Origin of the sequence: Thermoactinomyces sp. DSM 45891, from assembly GCF_900119485.1 — a bacterium.
Taxonomy (GTDB): Bacteria; Bacillota; Bacilli; order Thermoactinomycetales; family Thermoactinomycetaceae; genus Baia.
Genome location: NZ_FPJZ01000030.1, coordinates 1 through 16,223, shown reverse-complemented (window position 1 = coordinate 16,223; position 16,223 = coordinate 1). Strand labels below are relative to the sequence as shown.

Genomic DNA, 16,223 nt, shown 5'->3' with positions numbered 1-16,223 from the left:
AACTAGGCCTCCCTATTCATACTCATATGTCCGAAACGAAAGCAGAAGTGGAATTAAATGTCCGTGAGTATGGAGCCAGACCGGTTGAACATTTAGATCAATTGGGCTTCTTTGATATCCCATCTTTAGTTGCGCATGCTGTTCATCTCACAGAAGAAGAAGTGGAACTCCTTGCAAAAAAGAATGTTAAGATTGCCCATAATCCTGGGAGTAATCTGAAACTAGGCAGTGGTATTGCGCCTATTACTCAGATGATTGCTCATGGAATGCGGCCTAGCCTAGCCACAGATGGGGCGGCAAGTAATAACAATCTCGATTTATTAGAAGAAATCCAACTAGCCGCACTGATTCATAAAGGACATCTTCAAGACCCCCTCGCTGTTTCGGCTAAAACGGCGCTGGCAATGGGAACCCTTTATGGCGCAGAAGCCCTATTTTTAGACAGCGAAATCGGGACACTCGAAGTTGGCAAACAGGCTGATTTTATTACCCTAGATCTAACCCAAGCACATATGCAGCCTCGTACCGATGTCGTTTCGCACATTGTCTACTCTGCAACCAGATCGGATGTACAAGATGTATTCGTTCAAGGAATCCCACTCATGAAAAATCGCGAAATGCTTACAATTGACTCAGAAAAAGTGATTTTCGAAGCGAATCAAGCTTTTGAAAACTTACGGGGATAAAGATCCTGCCAGAAGATGGCAGGAGAATTGCTTTGGGTGGTAGGTATTAGGCAGGAGATGTATTGTTAAAATAATACCAATTACACTTTCATATCAATCTCTAGGTGAAAACGCAAAGGAAGATCTTCGCGTTGGTCGCACCAGTTTCGCTGAAGGGCTGAGGGGGATGCCCATGTTTCAGCGTGTAAAAAAGTATTTGCCTGTTGCAGTTCATCGGGTGACAGATGAACTTGCAGTAAATCAGTAAGCCAGTCTGATTCTTGTCTTACGTTCACTGCTTCACCTCCCTTGCGATGTACTGATAGTATCACCAGATGGCGAGGCTCTATGATTAACACATTTTACACAAAAAGCCCAGATGATGGGCTTTTTATTTTTCTTTACCAATCTTTCCATACTTAGGTTTGTATAATAATATGATATACTTTCGTGTGGGATATTGATATATAGAGGAGGCGTAAAGATGCCAAGGAAGCAATGGAAAATCATTATAATAAGCTGTGTTGTTACACTTTCTGTTTTATTTGGAGCTTGGAAACTTAGTACTTGGCTTACGCTTCAAAAACCGGTTTATGGTGTATTTGAGTCAGGTGAGAATTTTTTAACAGTAACAGATATTAATGTACAGCCAAGCGTTGTTACAGTTCAATTAGAGATTATAGATGCAGATAAATTTATCCAAAAATATCCAGAAATAAATCATAAATTACAGAAGATAATTGGAGATAAAGAACTAAAGGTTAATTGGGAAAATAAACCAAATTCATTGACGAAAGAGGCTTGGGAAGTAAGTCGCTTTCATATACAAGAAGCAATTGCTCATAAAGAATATGGAAAAATCCCAGCAGTAACCGAAAAAGAAGCACAAGAAAAAGGTATAGATAGTTTGTCTCGAATTGACGAAGACTATTTATATATATCGTTTATGGATGGAAAACGTTTTACTGTTGAAATGGTTCCGATCCAGCCGGAGGGAAAGAAACTTGACTAACACCAAAGCATGGATATTGGGTTCTGGTTTTGCCGTCCTTTTTTTCTTAGCTTACTTGAGAGTAGAGATTCCTTTATTAGTGATTTTCGGTATTATTCTTCTCGGAATGATACTAACACCATTATCAAAAGAAAAGAATTGGCCGCAATCTTGGTTAGGAAGTCAGCGTCATTCACAGGATCAATCGTCCGATATCCCTAAGACGCGTTTTGAAGACATAGGTGGACAAACACATGCCAAAAAAGAGCTACAAGAAGCACTTGACTTTCTAATCGAACCTACGCAAACAGAACACTACGGCATTCGCCCTCTAAAAGGGATCTTGTTAGCTGGTCCCCCTGGAACAGGGAAAACACTTCTTGCAAAAGCGGCAGCACACTATACTCACTCTGTCTTTACGCATGCTTCTGGCTCTGAGTTTGTGGAGAGATATGTGGGAGTCGGAGCGAAAAGGGTTAGGGAATTATTCGAACGAGCCAAAAAAGCAGCAAAAAAGGCCCAAGTTTCTAGTGCGATTCTATTCATTGATGAGATAGATGTAATCGGTGGAAAACGAGACGGCTCTCAACAACGAGAATACGATCAAACGTTAAATCAGTTATTAACGGAGATGGATGGGATTACAACGAATGTAGAGATACAGATTCTCGTGATGGGTGCTACCAACCGAAAGGATTTGTTGGACGATGCATTACTGCGTCCTGGGCGATTTGATCGTCTTATTACAGTTGATCTACCTGATCGATCGTCCCGTTTGAAAATATTAGAGCTTCACACTCATCTGAAACCGTTAGCTCCCGATGTAGATCTCGAAAAAGTAGCTGAGGAGACATTTGGTTTCTCTGGAGCTCAATTGGAAAGTTTAAGTAACGAAGCGGCAATCTATGCGCTTCGGGAAAAAAGTAAGGAGGTTACACAAAAACATCTGATGTTAGCGATCGATAAAGTGATGATGGGTGAGAAGATCGACCGTGAAACCAGTGAAGAAGAGAAAGAAAGAGTGGCTATTCATGAATTAGGCCACGCTATCATGGCAGAAGTAGTCAATCCTGGTTCGGTTGCTCATGTCGCATTATCGCCAAGAGGGCAAGCATTAGGGTATGTGCGACATCATCCTGGAGTAGACCGTCATCTTTATACCCAAGAGCATTTGGAGCATCAGATTTTAATTGGGTTAGCGGGTGCAGTTGCAGAATCCATCGTTTTAGGACACAAGTCAACAGGAGCTCGAAGTGATTATGAACAGTGTAATCGATATGCTAAGGCGATTGTAGAATCTGGATTTACGGATCTAGGAATTATTGACATAAACCTACTTCCTAAGGACCAGCTACAAACAAAGATTAGTCAAATTTTAGAGGAACTAGAGCAGAAATGTACGAGTCATTTACTGGTATACCGATCATTATTTCCACAGTTATTGCGCATCCTTTTACAAGAAGAAACATTATCGGGAGATGAATTTCGAGGATTATTATCCCAGAAGGAAAAAAAACTGGTACAATAAAACACGGTTTCATAGGAAAGGGCGTGTAATAGCGTGGATCAAATTCAACAAGTCGTCGTCATCGGTGGAGGAGTGATGGGTGCTGGAATAGCAGAATTATTAGCCTCCAAAAGGTTCGAGACTACTATTTTAGAAAAAGACCCACAAACAGTAGAGCAAGCGAAACGTTCTGTGGTTCATAGTCTCGATCGTAAATTAGCTAAATGGGGTATTACAGAGGCTGAGAAAAAAATCATCTTAGCCAATATGCATTTTTCAGTCGACCCAAGTGTTTTAAAAGATGCAGATTTTGTAATCGAATCTGTAGATGAAGATATGCAGACTAAAAGAGAAGTTTATCAAGTTTGTGATCGATTATGTAAACCTGAAGTGGTGTTTGCGAGTAATACATCTACACTTAGTTTGACAGAGATTGCTGCCATGACACAACATCCAGATAGAGTAATCGGCTTACATTTTGTTTATCCAGTGCCTACCATACCAGTTGTTGAAGTGGTTCGCGGACTTAAAACATCTGACCCAACAGTAAATATAGTGCGTAAATTACTTCCGCAATGGGGATTGTCGGCAGTTGAAGTGTTTGAGTCACCTGGCTTTGTGACAACACGTATGATTGTGCTCATGATTAACGAAGCCACTAATATCTTGATGGAAGGAGTAGCGACAGTAGAAGAGATTGATCGTGCCATGAAGCTCGGATATCAATTTCATGCGGGCCCCTTTGAGATGGCAGATCGCTTTGGACTAGACTCCGTGTTAGCTGCGCTTGAACAATTATTTCGAGAGTTTGGAGAGCCTAAATTTCGTCCAGCACCTCTACTTAAAAAAATGGTGCGAGCAAAGAACCTCGGAGTTAAAACAGGGGAAGGTTTTTTCTGTTATGATCAAGAGGGGATTCGAATCAGTGATGGGGAGGGCTCTAGATCATGAAGGTACTTGTTATTAACTGTGGAAGTTCATCGATTAAATATCAATTGTTTGATATGACTGATGAGTCAGTATTAGCTTCGGGTCTTGTAGAGAAGATTGGAACTGATGCTGCGATTATTAAACAAGAAACACCGGAAAGCGAGGAATTAGTCCTAACATCTGAGATATTAGACCATCGTGACGGTTTAAACAAAGTATTATCACTACTCTTGTCCAAAGAGCATGGAGTGATTCAAAGTGCCGATGAAATATCGGCAGTTGGTCATCGTGTGGTTCATGGTGGAGAGTTTTTCTCGGAGTCAGTTGTCATTACAAGCGAAGTCCGCCAAGCGATTCGAAAAACAATTGATCTAGCACCTTTACATAATCCTCCTAATTTACTCGGAATTGATGCTGCTCAGGCTCAACTATCAAACGCAGTTCACGTAGCTGTTTTCGATACCGCATTTCATCAAACTATGCCGGATTATGCATTTATGTATCCAATCCCACGTGTCCTATATCAAAAGCACCGGATACGTCGATATGGATTTCACGGTACATCACATAAATACGTAGCTCAAAAAGCGGCTAAATTTCTGGGGCGGCCTCTGGAGAACCTGAAGCTTGTCATTGCGCATATTGGCAATGGAGCGAGTCTTTCTGCTGTTGAATATGGGAAATCGGTTGATACCAGCATGGGAATGACGCCTTTAGAAGGGTTAATGATGGGGACGAGATCAGGGGATATCGATCCAGCAATCGTTCCATTTGTGATGGCAAAAGAGGATCTTACACTCGGAGAAGTTCAATCTATGTTAAATAAACATAGCGGTCTCTTAGGGGTATCTGGTTTATCAGGCGATATGAGGGAAGTGACGGAGTCGATGTTTGATGGGAATCCACAAGCAAAACTAGCCATTGAGATGTATGTGTATCGCCTGCGCAAGATGATCGGGGCTTACTTCGCGGCGGTAAATGGAGCTGATGCACTAATTTTTACAGCTGGAGTAGGAGAAAATGCTTCTCTAATCCGTGAAAAGGTATGTTCAGGTTTGTCATATCTCGGTATAGAGATCGATTTAGAAGAAAATGCGGTTCGTCGCAAGGAAGAGCGAAGACTTAGTACTCCACAGTCTAAAATAGATGTATTAGTCGTTCCTACAAACGAAGAATTAATGATTGCACGGGATGCAAAAAATCTGGTCTCTTCTCATTCGACAATGTTATGATGATAGTGATGTAGTTCTATTCTTACTAGATAGAAAGGGTTTGTACATGAGACTATCAAAACGAGTTCAACAGCTTGAACCATCCCCAACACTCGCTATCACAGCAACGGCAAAAGCGTTAAAGCAACAAGGCCATGATGTCATCGGTTTAGGAGCCGGAGAGCCAGACTTTAATACTCCCACACATATTATCAATGCAGCAAAAGAAGCCATGGATCAAGGATTGACAAAGTACACGCCTTCTAGCGGTATTCCCGAATTGAAAAAAGCGATCGTAGAAAAGCTACAACGAGAAAATAATTTAACATATACTATCGGCCAAGTAACGGTAACAGTAGGGGCGAAAAATGCTTTATACGATTTGTTCCAAGTGATTTTAGATCCCGGTGATGAAGTGATTGTCCCCTCTCCTTATTGGGTTAGTTACCTTGAACAAATTAAGCTAGCAGGCGGAGTTCCCATTGTCATCGTAGGAGAAGAAACCAATCAATTTAAAATTACACCTGCTCAGCTCCAAAAAGCAGTCTCATCCCGTACCAAAGCTGTTATTATTAACAGCCCCTCTAATCCTACAGGTATGCTATATACTGCAGACGAGCTACGATTACTTGGCGAAGTAGCGATCGAACACGATTTCCTGATTGTTTCGGACGAAATTTATGAACACCTCATCTATGACGAAGACCTCCATCATGTGAGTATGGCGAGTTTAGGAGAAGAATTTTATAAGAGAACCGTTATTATAAATGGAGTTTCTAAGACATACTCTATGACGGGTTGGCGAATTGGATTTGCGGCAGGTCCATCTAACATCATCACAGCAATGACCGACTTGGCAAGCCATAGCACTTCAAACCCTACTTCCATCGCTCAGTATGCGGCGATTGCGGCATTTAACGGATCCCTAGAACCTGTAGAAGAAATGAAAAAAGCATTTAAAGAACGAAGAGATTATGTAGTCGATCGATTAAATAAGATCCCTGGATTTGTCTGCCAAAAACCCTCAGGAGCATTCTACGCCTATGTAAATATTCGTCAAGTGTTAGATTCATCCGAAGAGTATCAAACAGCAGATGACTGGGCAACAGCATTATTAGAAAAAGAATTAGTTGCAGTTGTTCCCGGAGCTGGATTTGGCTCTGATGATCACATGCGAATTTCATATTCTACTTCACTAACACAACTCCAAGAAGGCTTAGATCGAATCGAACGTTTTGTAGTAGAAAATAAATAAATGAGCTCGTGAGAAGCACTTCCTGTTTTCTTAGAACAAAGGAAATGCTTCTTTTTTATGAGTATGGTTCACAAGTCTTTAACAAACACTAACAAAAAAACTTTAGGTGTTGGAGACATGTGTAACTTACAAATAGAAGAAGTAACTTTACATCATCATGGAGACGAAATTATAGCTAGCTGGAATGCTTCTTTTACAGGAGGAGATAGTGTTAGTATTTATAGTGGAAAGCAGATCACGAGTACAGCGATCCTCTTGATGTTAGGTGGATATCTGAAGCCTGAGCAAGGAGCCGTTTGGCTGGTGGAAGAGGAGAAAAAAGAACCCATCACCCCAGAACATATCGGAATTGCTTCCATTCATCGTATTTATGAACCCATTCCGTATCTACTAGTAGAGGAAATGCTTCTTTTACAAGCAAACCTATTTCGAGCCAAGAAGAAAAAAGAACTCATCGAAAAGGTAATGAATGATTGGGATCTAGAAGATATACAGAAAGATCGATATGTAGATTTATCCCCCGTCAATCAATTAAAAGCGTCAATCGCTGCGGCTTTGGTACATCAACCTCATATTTTATTATTAGACCATCCAGAACTAGGGCTGACTGATGAAGAATGGAGTCAGTTTTCATCGATTCTGCAACCGATCGTACAGCGAGATAAACTCATTTTGATTCTGACAACCTTGCGACGGGAAGTATGGAACGAGTATCAAACAAAAATGGATCTTTCCATTAAGAAGGAGGATCGTCTATGATCTCTTGGTATATTGCTCAAGCACAGTGGAAGCGTATTTGGAGGAATCGCCTAGGGAGATTAGCGATCCTAGCCATTTTATTCGTTCCACTGCTCTATTGCGGTTTGTACCTATATGCTTTTTGGGATCCGTATGGATCTCTAAATCAACTCCCTGTAGCGCTTGTGAATGAAGATCAGGGAGGGATCTATAAAGGTGAAAGGGAGAACCTCGGTAATGAATTAGTAGATGAAATAAAGGAAAAAATCGAAGTGAATTGGCATGTAGTAAATCGTAGTGAAGCAAAAGAGGGAGTAGAAGGTGATAAATACTTCCTAGCGATTATCATTCCCTCTGATTTCACAGAACGCTCTCTTTCCATCACCACATCCAATCCAAAGAAGGCAAAGTTGAACTTCATCCGAAATGAGGGAAAAAACTATGTGGCTGGACAGATCGCAATGCGGATTGAAAATGAGCTTAGCACAGGGATTGGTAAGAAGTTTACACAAGAATATATTTCAAACATCTTTGACCTAATCAATGAGTCAAAGGAAGGGCTTACCAAAGCGGCGGATGCAGCAGAAAAAATTGCAGATGGGACCAAAAAGCTATCCGAAAGTAGCCATCGTATACAGGAATCAATCACCAAAGCATCGGATGGAGCGAATAAAATTTTATCAGGTACACGAACTCTTCAAGAATCTGCTGGACAACTGGAAGATGGATCCAGAGAAGTAAATGATGGAACCAAGCAACTAGTGGATAAAGTAGAGCAGATTGGGTACCGTGTACAAGAAATTCAGAGACTATTTCCGCTACAAGCGGGGAAGATATCTCAAAAATTTCAAGATCTACAGCAAGATGTGGAGAAAATCAGAACGTTAGCCGATGGAACGGATAGGCTATACCAAGGATTAATACGGTTTCACAAAGGAACTGATGATTTAGAGAGTGCCATCTCTCAATTAACTAAAGGACTAAATGAACTAAGCCAAAAAATTCCAGAATTTGTAGCGAGCATGGAAAAAATATCAGAAAGCAATCAGCAGTTAGCACGAAAGCTGAGTGAATCATCCACAGGCTCGGAAGCGGATTCCAAGCTACTAGCTGAAATTGTATCAGATCCAATCGATACTGAAGATAAAAGCACCCATCAAGTAGGAGAATACGGAGTCGGGCTTGCGCCTTACTTTTTACCACTTTCTTTATGGATCGGCGCTCTCATGCTGTTTTTTGTTCTGCCGATCAATGAAAAGAGATGGAAGTTTGGCCCTTACCGATTAGGACTAGTTCCGCTTGGACAGTTCCTATCTCTATATCCAATTGGAATTTTCCAGGCACTCTTAACGGGTAGCATTGTTCATTATGGACTTGGTTTACCGATTGAACTTGGGGTTTCATACTATCTATTTTTAATTTGTATCTCCTTAATGTCTATCACCGTCATTGGATTCTTCATTGGTACGTTTGGCGATGGTCCGGGAAGACTGTTAGCCATTGTCATCTTAGTTCTCCAATTAGTCTCAAGTGGCGGCACCTTTCCAACAGAGCTAATTCCAGGTCCATTGCAGAAGATTTCAGGATTCCTCCCCATGTCCCACGGAGTAAATGGACTGCGCAATATTATCGCCTTAAATCGTCCTGAAGAAATGCTTCGTTACTTTGTAGCGATATTAGGTTTCCTCGCACTTGCATTAATCGGAAGCATCCTAATCCAACGTCGCTCTTTTAAATGGAGAGACCTAAAACCACGTGATCGATTAGAAGTGGGATAAAATAAAAAGGCTTACAAGGAATCTTACACGAATGTAAGGTTTCTTGTAAGTTAATTCAATTTGTTCTCCTGATCCCGTCTGCTAGACTAATTTCGTAACGTACAAGCAGAAAGGGACGTAGCAAATGGATATATTAAAAGTAGAGCAGTTAACCAAAGTGTATAGTGGCGGAAAGGTCACACACCAAGCACTATCTGAAATTGACCTAACGATTGAAAAGGGTGAATTTGTAGGAGTCATGGGACCGTCTGGGAGTGGGAAGACCACTCTGCTCAATATGGTATCCACGATTGATACCCCGACATCGGGGGAGATTTATATTAATGGCAAAAAGCCTCTTTCACTGAAGAAAAATGATCTTGCAGTCTTTCGTCGCCGGGAGTTAGGTTTTGTCTTTCAAGATTTCAATCTATTAGACACGTTAACGATTGCGGAGAACATTGTATTACCGCTTACATTAGATACAAGAGGGATCCGTGAAATGAATCAGAAGCTACAAAAAGTAGCAGAGAAACTCGGGATTACGGAGATCTTAAAGAAACGAACTTATGAAGTATCAGGGGGACAACGGCAACGCGCTGCCATCGCTCGAGCGATCATTCACTCCCCGTCTTTATTACTAGCCGATGAGCCAACAGGAAATCTAGACTCAAAGTCAGCCCGAACGGTGATGGAAATGATGGAGTCAATTAATCAAACGGATCAAACAACCACGATGCTCGTTACCCATGATGCCCAAGCGGCTAGTTATTGCCATCGAGTCGTCTTCATTAAAGACGGGCAACTCGTTAACCAGATTTATCGCGGAGAGAATCGGCAGACCTTTTTCCAAGAAATCATTGATATGTTATCGTTGCTAGGGGGAAATGCACATGAACTTTCGTCAATTCGCGTTTAATAACGTCAAGCGAAACCTACGTGCATACTCTGCTTATTTCCTAAGTAGTGCCTTTGCGGTCATGATTTTCTTTAGCTATGCCTTGCTCATCTATCATCCCGCGCTAACTCAATCTCAACAGGGGAAAGAGATCCAAATTGGAATGAAGGCAGCCGCTTACGTCATATTTGTTTTCGCTTTTTTATTCGTTCTTTACTCGATCAGTGCTTTTTTGAAATCAAGGAACAAAGAGTTTGGGATCTTAACTATCCTAGGAGCAAAACGACAACAGATTAATCAACTCATTTTCCAAGAAAATATCTTAATTGGCTTCGCCGCCATCGTCACAGGTATTATCTGTGGACTTGCGTGTTCGAAATTACTTCTCCTTTACGGAGCGAATGTCATTGAATTAAAGCTCCCATTCTACTTTCCGATCAAGGCAATTGGTCTTACTGTAGTAGCTTTTTCGATCCTATATATCGTAATTACCTTCTTAACCCTAGTTTTCATCCGTCAACAAAAAGCCCTAGAATTGTTAATGGGAGCAAACAAGCCGAAAAAGGAGCCTTACGCTCATATCTTACTGGTTCTCTTATCTATAGGCTTGATTGCAAGTACTTACTATGTATTATCGCAAAAAATCGAAAAACTTGAGCCTGTTCTACTAGCTCTCACTTTAGGTAGTACCGGTACTTATTTTTTCTTTACTCAATTCAGTGTGTATGTAATGCGATTATTAAAGAGAAGTCGTTCCTTCTTCTGGAGAGGTACAAGAATGCTCTGGATTTCGGAGATGACTTATAAACTGAAGGATAACTCCCGGATGTTTTTTATGGTGACGATTGTGATCATCATGGCGTCCTCCGCTGCTACTTTTGTTCATGCCTTAGGTTATGAGGCGCGAGATGGATACAACGAAACACCATTTGCGATTAGTTTCCTATCCTTTCCTGATAATGGAAAAAAATTTTCTGAACAAGAATATAAAAATGCAGTATCTACTACCAAGAAGATTGATCAAGAACTGGAAACGGCAGGACTGAAATACGAAAAAGCGATCTTCCCATCTACTTCGCTGGATCTTCCTCTTGATACATTTGTTGATGTAATAAAAGAATCTGATTACCATCCGATAGCAAAATCATTTGGAGATAATTCTCCTAAACTCAGATCAGGGGAAGCAATTCTGATTGATTCGAAATTAGATCAATCCAAGGTTAGTCAACTAGGAAAAGAGTTATCTAAGATAGATCTCAAGATCGTACAACAAATTGATAAAAGATTTAATAGCGTTCAATCCTTTATAGTTGTAAATGATGAGACTTATAAACACATGCAGATGAATCGACTAAAAAACGAAGATAGTTTCGATAGTGAAAATCTACATGCGTTCTATCACGTTCCAGATTGGTCCAATCAAGGATTTCCCCGGTCGGACTCAACTGAAGCGAAACTTAGTAAAAAGTTAGGAGAAGTTATTTTTTACCAAGATGGATCAATTGAAACAAAAGCGGGTGTTTATCTTGAAATCCAAGAGAGACGAAGCATGATGAGTTTTATTGGGATCTTTATGATAGCCGTATTCTCCCTCTCCGCTGCTAGCTTCCTCTATTTCAAGCTATATACCGATCTAGATCAAGATCAACGGATCTACCATATGCTTTCTAGAATTGGTTTAAGCGTACAAGAAATGAGACGAACATGTACGATCCAGATCGCCATGCTGTTCTTTATTCCAACTGTTGTTGCTGGGCTAGTAACGATATCAGTGATGCAGGTAATGAAGAAACACATATCAGATATAATCGAATCATCTGTTATGCTTCCAGCATCGTTGACTGTTATCGTAGGATTCCTGATTGTACAGACTATCTATTTCCTCATTGTTCGTGCTCTTTATCTAAGACAAATGGATAAAGCGATGGTTGAATCCATGCATTAAACTAAAAATATAAAGGAGAAAAAATGCTTATGAAAAAATCTCTTTTAATCGGTAGCATTGGCATTATCGTCATTACTACTATACTCATCGGTTACTCCTTCTTTAAAGCAAATATTTTATACTACTTTGACCGACACAATGGAGCGATAGTATTGGGGGAGAAAGACAAAATCCAAAACATGTTATCCATTGAAAAAGACAAAATCTCTAGTCCAGAGAGTTATGTAGTAAAAGTGAGCACAATAGATGAAAAAAAGATTTTGTTTCTATCTAAAGATACTGCAGAGAAGTTGAACAAAAAAGACATGTTGAGGACTGTAAAGGAAGAGAAAGTTGATGGAGGTATGCGTGTTCATACAGACCCACTCAATGAGTTACCAGCAGTCCCAGCAGACAAAGGAATCCTCTTTGCTAGAGAAGATTTGAAAGCAGGTGCTATGAAAGGACTAGATTCCGAACAAAAAATGCCTATTGAATATAAAGGAGATCTTATCATCGGTAGTGGTAGTCGCTTTCCTGTAGATGCATCCATTGTGGTCGTGAGTGATACTGCGTTCTCATCCGTCAAGGCTTCAGAGTATCAACTTTCTTTATTCATTCGCAATGGAGAGATTCGTGTTTCCGATCAGATCGATTACAATAACATTGTTATGAAACCATAGAACCATCAAATACATGAAAAATAAATCAGAGCATCTCGGTACAAACTAGAGATGCTCTAGCGTTAGGAGAAATCCCTATCTATACCATTTTTATCGTAGAAGACGATCCAAAAATCAGTTCACTATTAAAATCCTACATTGAAAAATATGGCTACCGTGTAGTCGTGGTCACCGATTTCGATCGAATCATTGAATCATTTCAAGAAGCCGAAGCAGATCTAGTACTATTAGATGTAAATCTCCCACGTTTCGACGGATTTTATTGGTGCCGTCAAATACGTACGATTTCCACTTGTCCGATTCTCTTCATCTCTGCACGAGAAGAGAAGATGGATCAGCTAATGGCGTTGCAGAATGGGGCAGATGACTACATTACAAAACCCTTTTATCCTGAGGTAGTCGTTGCTAAGATCGAAAATCACTTCCGTCGAATGGGACTTGCCGAAAAAAGGGAGAGGAGGGCTCTAAAGCTAGCTGGATTGGTGTATTATCCGGATTCTCTAAGGATGAAGCTAAGAGACCAGGAAATCGATTTAAGTCATAAAGAAGGGGCTTTGTTGGAGATTTTTCTGGAGAATCCAGATCAGGTAGTAGGGAGGGAACACCTAATGGATGCAGTCTGGGACAGTCACCAGTTTGTTGATGGGAATACCTTAAACGTGTGGATTACCCGGCTCCGAAAGAAGTTACAGGAGATCGGGGCAAAGGATGCTCTCGAAACGATAAGAGGGGCGGGCTATCGGATTATGGTTACATGGGAGAGTGGTCAGGAGAAATGAAACTATTTTTACGAGATCATCTCTCTCTCATCATTTTTAATTCCATTCAACTTTTTTTCGTTTTATCCATCTACTGGTTAGATGGATATCAAAATCACTTAACAGCACTCTATTCTGTCTTTTTTGGCCTTTTCTTATTAACTATCTATCTTTTTTTTCGCTATATAACGAATCGCTCCATATACCGTAGATTATCCAACCCTTTTCATAATTGGGATGAATTTGTTCTAACCCGAAATTGGTCACCACTGGCCAAGGCAATCCAGAACCTTCTTCGCACTCAATATCGCTTTTATCAGGAACAAATCCGTCGGTATGAAGGGAAACAAGAGCAACATATTACTTTTATTAATCAGTGGGTTCACCAGATGAAGACACCGTTATCGGTTATACACTTAACACTAAAAGGGAGGATCGACCCTATTTTTGAGAGTATCCGTGAAGAGACAGACCGCATGGAAAAAGGGCTAGAAACGATTCTGTATACATCACGATTAAACGTATTTGGGCAGGATTTTCATGTAGAGAAGATTCATTTACGATCACTGGTTAACGGAGTGATTCATGATAACAAACGATCTTTTATACGAAATGATGTATACCCTAACAACAAGGTAGAAGAGATTATCGTGGTCGAATCGGATGCAAAATGGCTTTCTTTCATGATTGGACAAATCATGATGAATGCCATTCGTTATTCCGCAGGTACAGGAGAAAAAATTGAGTTTTCTTCTTATCGAAGGGGGAAAAATATAGTCTTAGAGGTGCGGGATTACGGCATTGGGATTCCAACGAGAGATCTAAAGAGGGTGTTTGACCCCTATTTTACTGGAGAAAATGGGCGGAAATATCGCGAATCAACAGGAATGGGGCTTTATTTGGTAAAAGAGGTATGTAAGAAGTTACATCATGGTGTAGAGATAGAATCCACAGTTGGAAAGGGGACGATGGTTCAGATTATCTTTTAAATATTATAGCTTCATATAAGTTTTTTCGATATATAAAAAAGCATCTCTAAATGCTCAATTATTTAGAGATGCTTTTTTATGGAAGCAAGATTTGTTCATATGCGAGGGAACCACTGATCCCAGATCCCGGTTGTTTCAGGACCGAGCTTTGTGGTAGTTGGGTTCACCCCTCGATAATGGCGTATATAAGCAGCTAAATAAGAAAAAGAGGAATTATACCATCCGCTAAATGAGGGAGCTGTTTGACAAACTACCCAATCAACTAAGGCTTGTTCTTCTAAAGTTAGTTGATTAAACTGTGATTCTACTTCTGGAAAACCTTTTAGAACATGTCTTTTATTAAATACTTCTAACTTAGGGTAGTGCTGTTTGATTTGTTTTACAACATTATCGTATTCTTGTTCTTGAAGCCCACAAGCAAGGTAAATAGCAGACAGATCCTGGGTGTTATGAATAGTGGCGAGAGTACTTTCCATTTGATTATTTTTATGCAAATCTAGAACTTCAGGTGGGATCATGACAAGCAGATCTTTTTCTACTCTATAGTGAATCGCTTCCCATTTAGGACAAACAGAGGATATTACTTGAACGATAAAATGAGCTAAAGAAAGGGCCCGTTTTGCTATAGGAAAGTGATGCGCTATAAATTGACCTAAAATTCTGTGTTCTAACTCCGTCATATCTCTCAAGGGAGGTCTCCAACACTCAATAATACCTTGACAAGGAGATACAATTTCGGCTCTTGATCGTATAAGACGGATATCTATAGAATTAAGTACATTTGTTAGATCAGTCATATCAACAAATAAATCAATTGGGATTTCGGTAAAATAGGGAGGGGAGTCGAAGTTGACGGAAGTTCTAGTGTAGGCTTTCGATAGAATAACACAAGTATCAAAACCAATACCTCTATAAAACAATGACTCTCCTATTGTGCGAAAGACTGACATCAGCTGATTACAAAGCCCTTCCTGGGTGTCGATAATGGTATGTTCTAAGTACAGCATAACATCTTTCCTTTTTTGTTAGAAATGAGTGTCTCTCTAAATCATAGAAAAATGTTTTCTTTATTTGTATTCTCCGAGAATATAAAATGCTTGTCATATTCACCTATTAGGAAAACCCAAGTTGTAGTCTTCTTGGTGAAAAGACAAGAAGAATCCGATTTTCTACTATGTTACGTGTGTAAGTCGGATTCTTCTATAGGATTTTTTGGTAATCCTAATATACCTTATCCCCGTAAGTTTTCAAAAGCTTGATTCGCTTCGAAAATCACTTTTTCTGAGTCAATTGTAAGCATTTCGCGATTTTTCATGAGTGGGATTCCTTGAACGAATACATCTTGTACATCCGATCTGGTTGCAGAGTAGACAATGTGCGAAACGACATCGGTACGAGGCTGCATATGTGCTTGGGTTAGATCTAGGGTAATAAAATCAGCCTGTTTGCCAACTTCGAGTGTCCCGATTTCGCTGTCTAAAAATAGGGCTTCTGCGCCATAAAGGGTTCCCATTGCCAGCGCCGTTTTAGCCGAAACAGCGAGGGGGTCTTGAAGATGTCCTTTATGAATCAGTGCGGCTAGTTGGATTTCTTCTAATAAATCGAGATTGTTATTACTTGCCGCCCCATCTGTGGCTAGGCTAGGCCGCATTCCATGGGCAATCATCTGAGTAATAGGCGCAATACCACTGCCTAGTTTTAGATTACTCCCAGGATTATGGGCAATCTTAACATTCTTTTTTGCAAGGAGTTCCACTTCTTCTTCTGTGAGATGAACAGCATGCGCAACTAAAGATGGGATATCAAAGAAGCCCAATTGATCTAAATGTTCAACCGGTCTGGCTCCATACTCACGGACATTTAATTCCACTTCTGCTTTCGTTTCGGACATATGAGTATGAATAGGGAGGCCTAGTT

General features: G+C 40.3%; 16 protein-coding genes. 13 read left to right on the top strand and 3 right to left on the bottom strand.

Annotated elements, in window-relative coordinates; genetic code table 11:
* Positions 1-686, top strand: a 686-nt coding sequence (locus BT147_RS14470) for an amidohydrolase family protein (RefSeq protein WP_143188027.1), incomplete at its 5' end; no start/stop codon positions are given.
* 80 nt (positions 687-766) lie between these two features.
* Here the strand turns inward: BT147_RS14470 and BT147_RS14465 are convergent.
* Positions 767-961, bottom strand: coding sequence for a hypothetical protein (locus BT147_RS14465; protein WP_072336937.1), 195 nt, complete (start codon positions 959-961; stop codon positions 767-769).
* Between the two features lie 188 nt (positions 962-1,149).
* On the opposite strand from BT147_RS14465, the gene BT147_RS14460 reads away from it, so the two are divergent.
* From BT147_RS14460 to BT147_RS14405, 12 genes are all read left to right on the top strand, one after another.
* Complete coding sequence (locus tag BT147_RS14460) at positions 1,150-1,677, top strand: hypothetical protein (RefSeq protein WP_072336935.1); 528 nt, start codon at positions 1,150-1,152, stop codon at positions 1,675-1,677.
* Positions 1,670-3,184, top strand: a complete 1,515-nt coding sequence (locus BT147_RS14455) for an AAA family ATPase (RefSeq protein ID WP_072336933.1) — start codon at positions 1,670-1,672, stop codon at positions 3,182-3,184. Before BT147_RS14460 ends, BT147_RS14455 begins: the two co-directional genes overlap by 8 nt.
* Positions 3,185-3,217: 33 nt before the next feature.
* The gene (locus BT147_RS14450) at positions 3,218-4,114 is read left to right on the top strand and encodes a 3-hydroxyacyl-CoA dehydrogenase family protein (protein WP_286119539.1); all 897 of its coding nucleotides are present in this window, start codon (positions 3,218-3,220) and stop codon (positions 4,112-4,114) included.
* On the top strand, positions 4,111-5,325 hold the full coding sequence (locus BT147_RS14445) for an acetate/propionate family kinase (RefSeq protein ID WP_072336931.1): 1,215 nt from the start codon (positions 4,111-4,113) through the stop codon (positions 5,323-5,325). Before BT147_RS14450 ends, BT147_RS14445 begins: the two co-directional genes overlap by 4 nt.
* A gap of 46 nt (positions 5,326-5,371) precedes the next feature.
* Positions 5,372-6,559 (top strand): pyridoxal phosphate-dependent aminotransferase, encoded by a 1,188-nt coding sequence (locus BT147_RS14440; protein WP_072336929.1) that lies wholly within the window; start codon positions 5,372-5,374, stop codon positions 6,557-6,559.
* A gap of 117 nt (positions 6,560-6,676) precedes the next feature.
* On the top strand, positions 6,677-7,318 hold the full coding sequence (locus tag BT147_RS14435) for an ATP-binding cassette domain-containing protein (protein WP_072336927.1): 642 nt from the start codon (positions 6,677-6,679) through the stop codon (positions 7,316-7,318).
* Positions 7,315-9,075: a YhgE/Pip domain-containing protein gene (locus BT147_RS14430; RefSeq protein WP_072336925.1), complete on the top strand. Its 1,761-nt coding sequence runs from the start codon at positions 7,315-7,317 to the stop codon at positions 9,073-9,075. Before BT147_RS14435 ends, BT147_RS14430 begins: the two co-directional genes overlap by 4 nt.
* A gap of 124 nt (positions 9,076-9,199) precedes the next feature.
* On the top strand, positions 9,200-9,973 hold the full coding sequence (locus tag BT147_RS14425; RefSeq protein ID WP_072336923.1) for an ABC transporter ATP-binding protein: 774 nt from the start codon (positions 9,200-9,202) through the stop codon (positions 9,971-9,973).
* Positions 9,948-11,897, top strand: coding sequence for an FtsX-like permease family protein (locus tag BT147_RS14420; protein WP_072336911.1), 1,950 nt, complete (start codon positions 9,948-9,950; stop codon positions 11,895-11,897). Before BT147_RS14425 ends, BT147_RS14420 begins: the two co-directional genes overlap by 26 nt.
* 29 nt (positions 11,898-11,926) lie before the next feature.
* Entirely contained in the window at positions 11,927-12,559 is a 633-nt protein-coding gene (locus tag BT147_RS14415) for a lipoprotein BA_5634 family protein (RefSeq protein ID WP_072336908.1), read from the top strand.
* A 77-nt stretch (positions 12,560-12,636) separates the two neighbouring features.
* Positions 12,637-13,338 (top strand): response regulator transcription factor, encoded by a 702-nt coding sequence (locus BT147_RS14410; RefSeq protein WP_072336905.1) that lies wholly within the window; start codon positions 12,637-12,639, stop codon positions 13,336-13,338.
* Entirely contained in the window at positions 13,335-14,306 is a 972-nt protein-coding gene (locus BT147_RS14405) for a sensor histidine kinase (protein WP_072336902.1), read from the top strand. Before BT147_RS14410 ends, BT147_RS14405 begins: the two co-directional genes overlap by 4 nt.
* 95 nt (positions 14,307-14,401) lie before the next feature.
* Here the strand turns inward: BT147_RS14405 and BT147_RS14400 are convergent, their stop codons facing one another.
* Together BT147_RS14400 and BT147_RS14395 are read right to left on the bottom strand one after the other, a co-directional pair.
* Positions 14,402-15,313 (bottom strand): O-fucosyltransferase family protein, encoded by a 912-nt coding sequence (locus BT147_RS14400; protein ID WP_143188028.1) that lies wholly within the window; start codon positions 15,311-15,313, stop codon positions 14,402-14,404.
* A gap of 224 nt (positions 15,314-15,537) precedes the next feature.
* Positions 15,538-16,223: amidohydrolase family protein (locus BT147_RS14395; protein WP_143188027.1), on the bottom strand; the 686-nt coding region annotated here is incomplete at its 5' end.

Coding starts and splice junctions, on each gene's coding strand:
- BT147_RS14445 (WP_072336931.1), top strand. CDS start 4,111: ATGAAGGTACTTGTTATTAACTGTGGAAGTTCATCGATTAAATATCAA.
- BT147_RS14435 (WP_072336927.1), top strand. CDS start 6,677: ATGTGTAACTTACAAATAGAAGAAGTAACTTTACATCATCATGGAGAC.
- BT147_RS14415 (WP_072336908.1), top strand. CDS start 11,927: ATGAAAAAATCTCTTTTAATCGGTAGCATTGGCATTATCGTCATTACT.
- BT147_RS14425 (WP_072336923.1), top strand. CDS start 9,200: ATGGATATATTAAAAGTAGAGCAGTTAACCAAAGTGTATAGTGGCGGA.
- BT147_RS14420 (WP_072336911.1), top strand. CDS start 9,948: ATGAACTTTCGTCAATTCGCGTTTAATAACGTCAAGCGAAACCTACGT.
- BT147_RS14440 (WP_072336929.1), top strand. CDS start 5,372: ATGAGACTATCAAAACGAGTTCAACAGCTTGAACCATCCCCAACACTC.
- BT147_RS14405 (WP_072336902.1), top strand. CDS start 13,335: ATGAAACTATTTTTACGAGATCATCTCTCTCTCATCATTTTTAATTCC.
- BT147_RS14460 (WP_072336935.1), top strand. CDS start 1,150: ATGCCAAGGAAGCAATGGAAAATCATTATAATAAGCTGTGTTGTTACA.
- BT147_RS14430 (WP_072336925.1), top strand. CDS start 7,315: ATGATCTCTTGGTATATTGCTCAAGCACAGTGGAAGCGTATTTGGAGG.
- BT147_RS14400 (WP_143188028.1), bottom strand. CDS start 15,313: ATGCTGTACTTAGAACATACCATTATCGACACCCAGGAAGGGCTTTGT.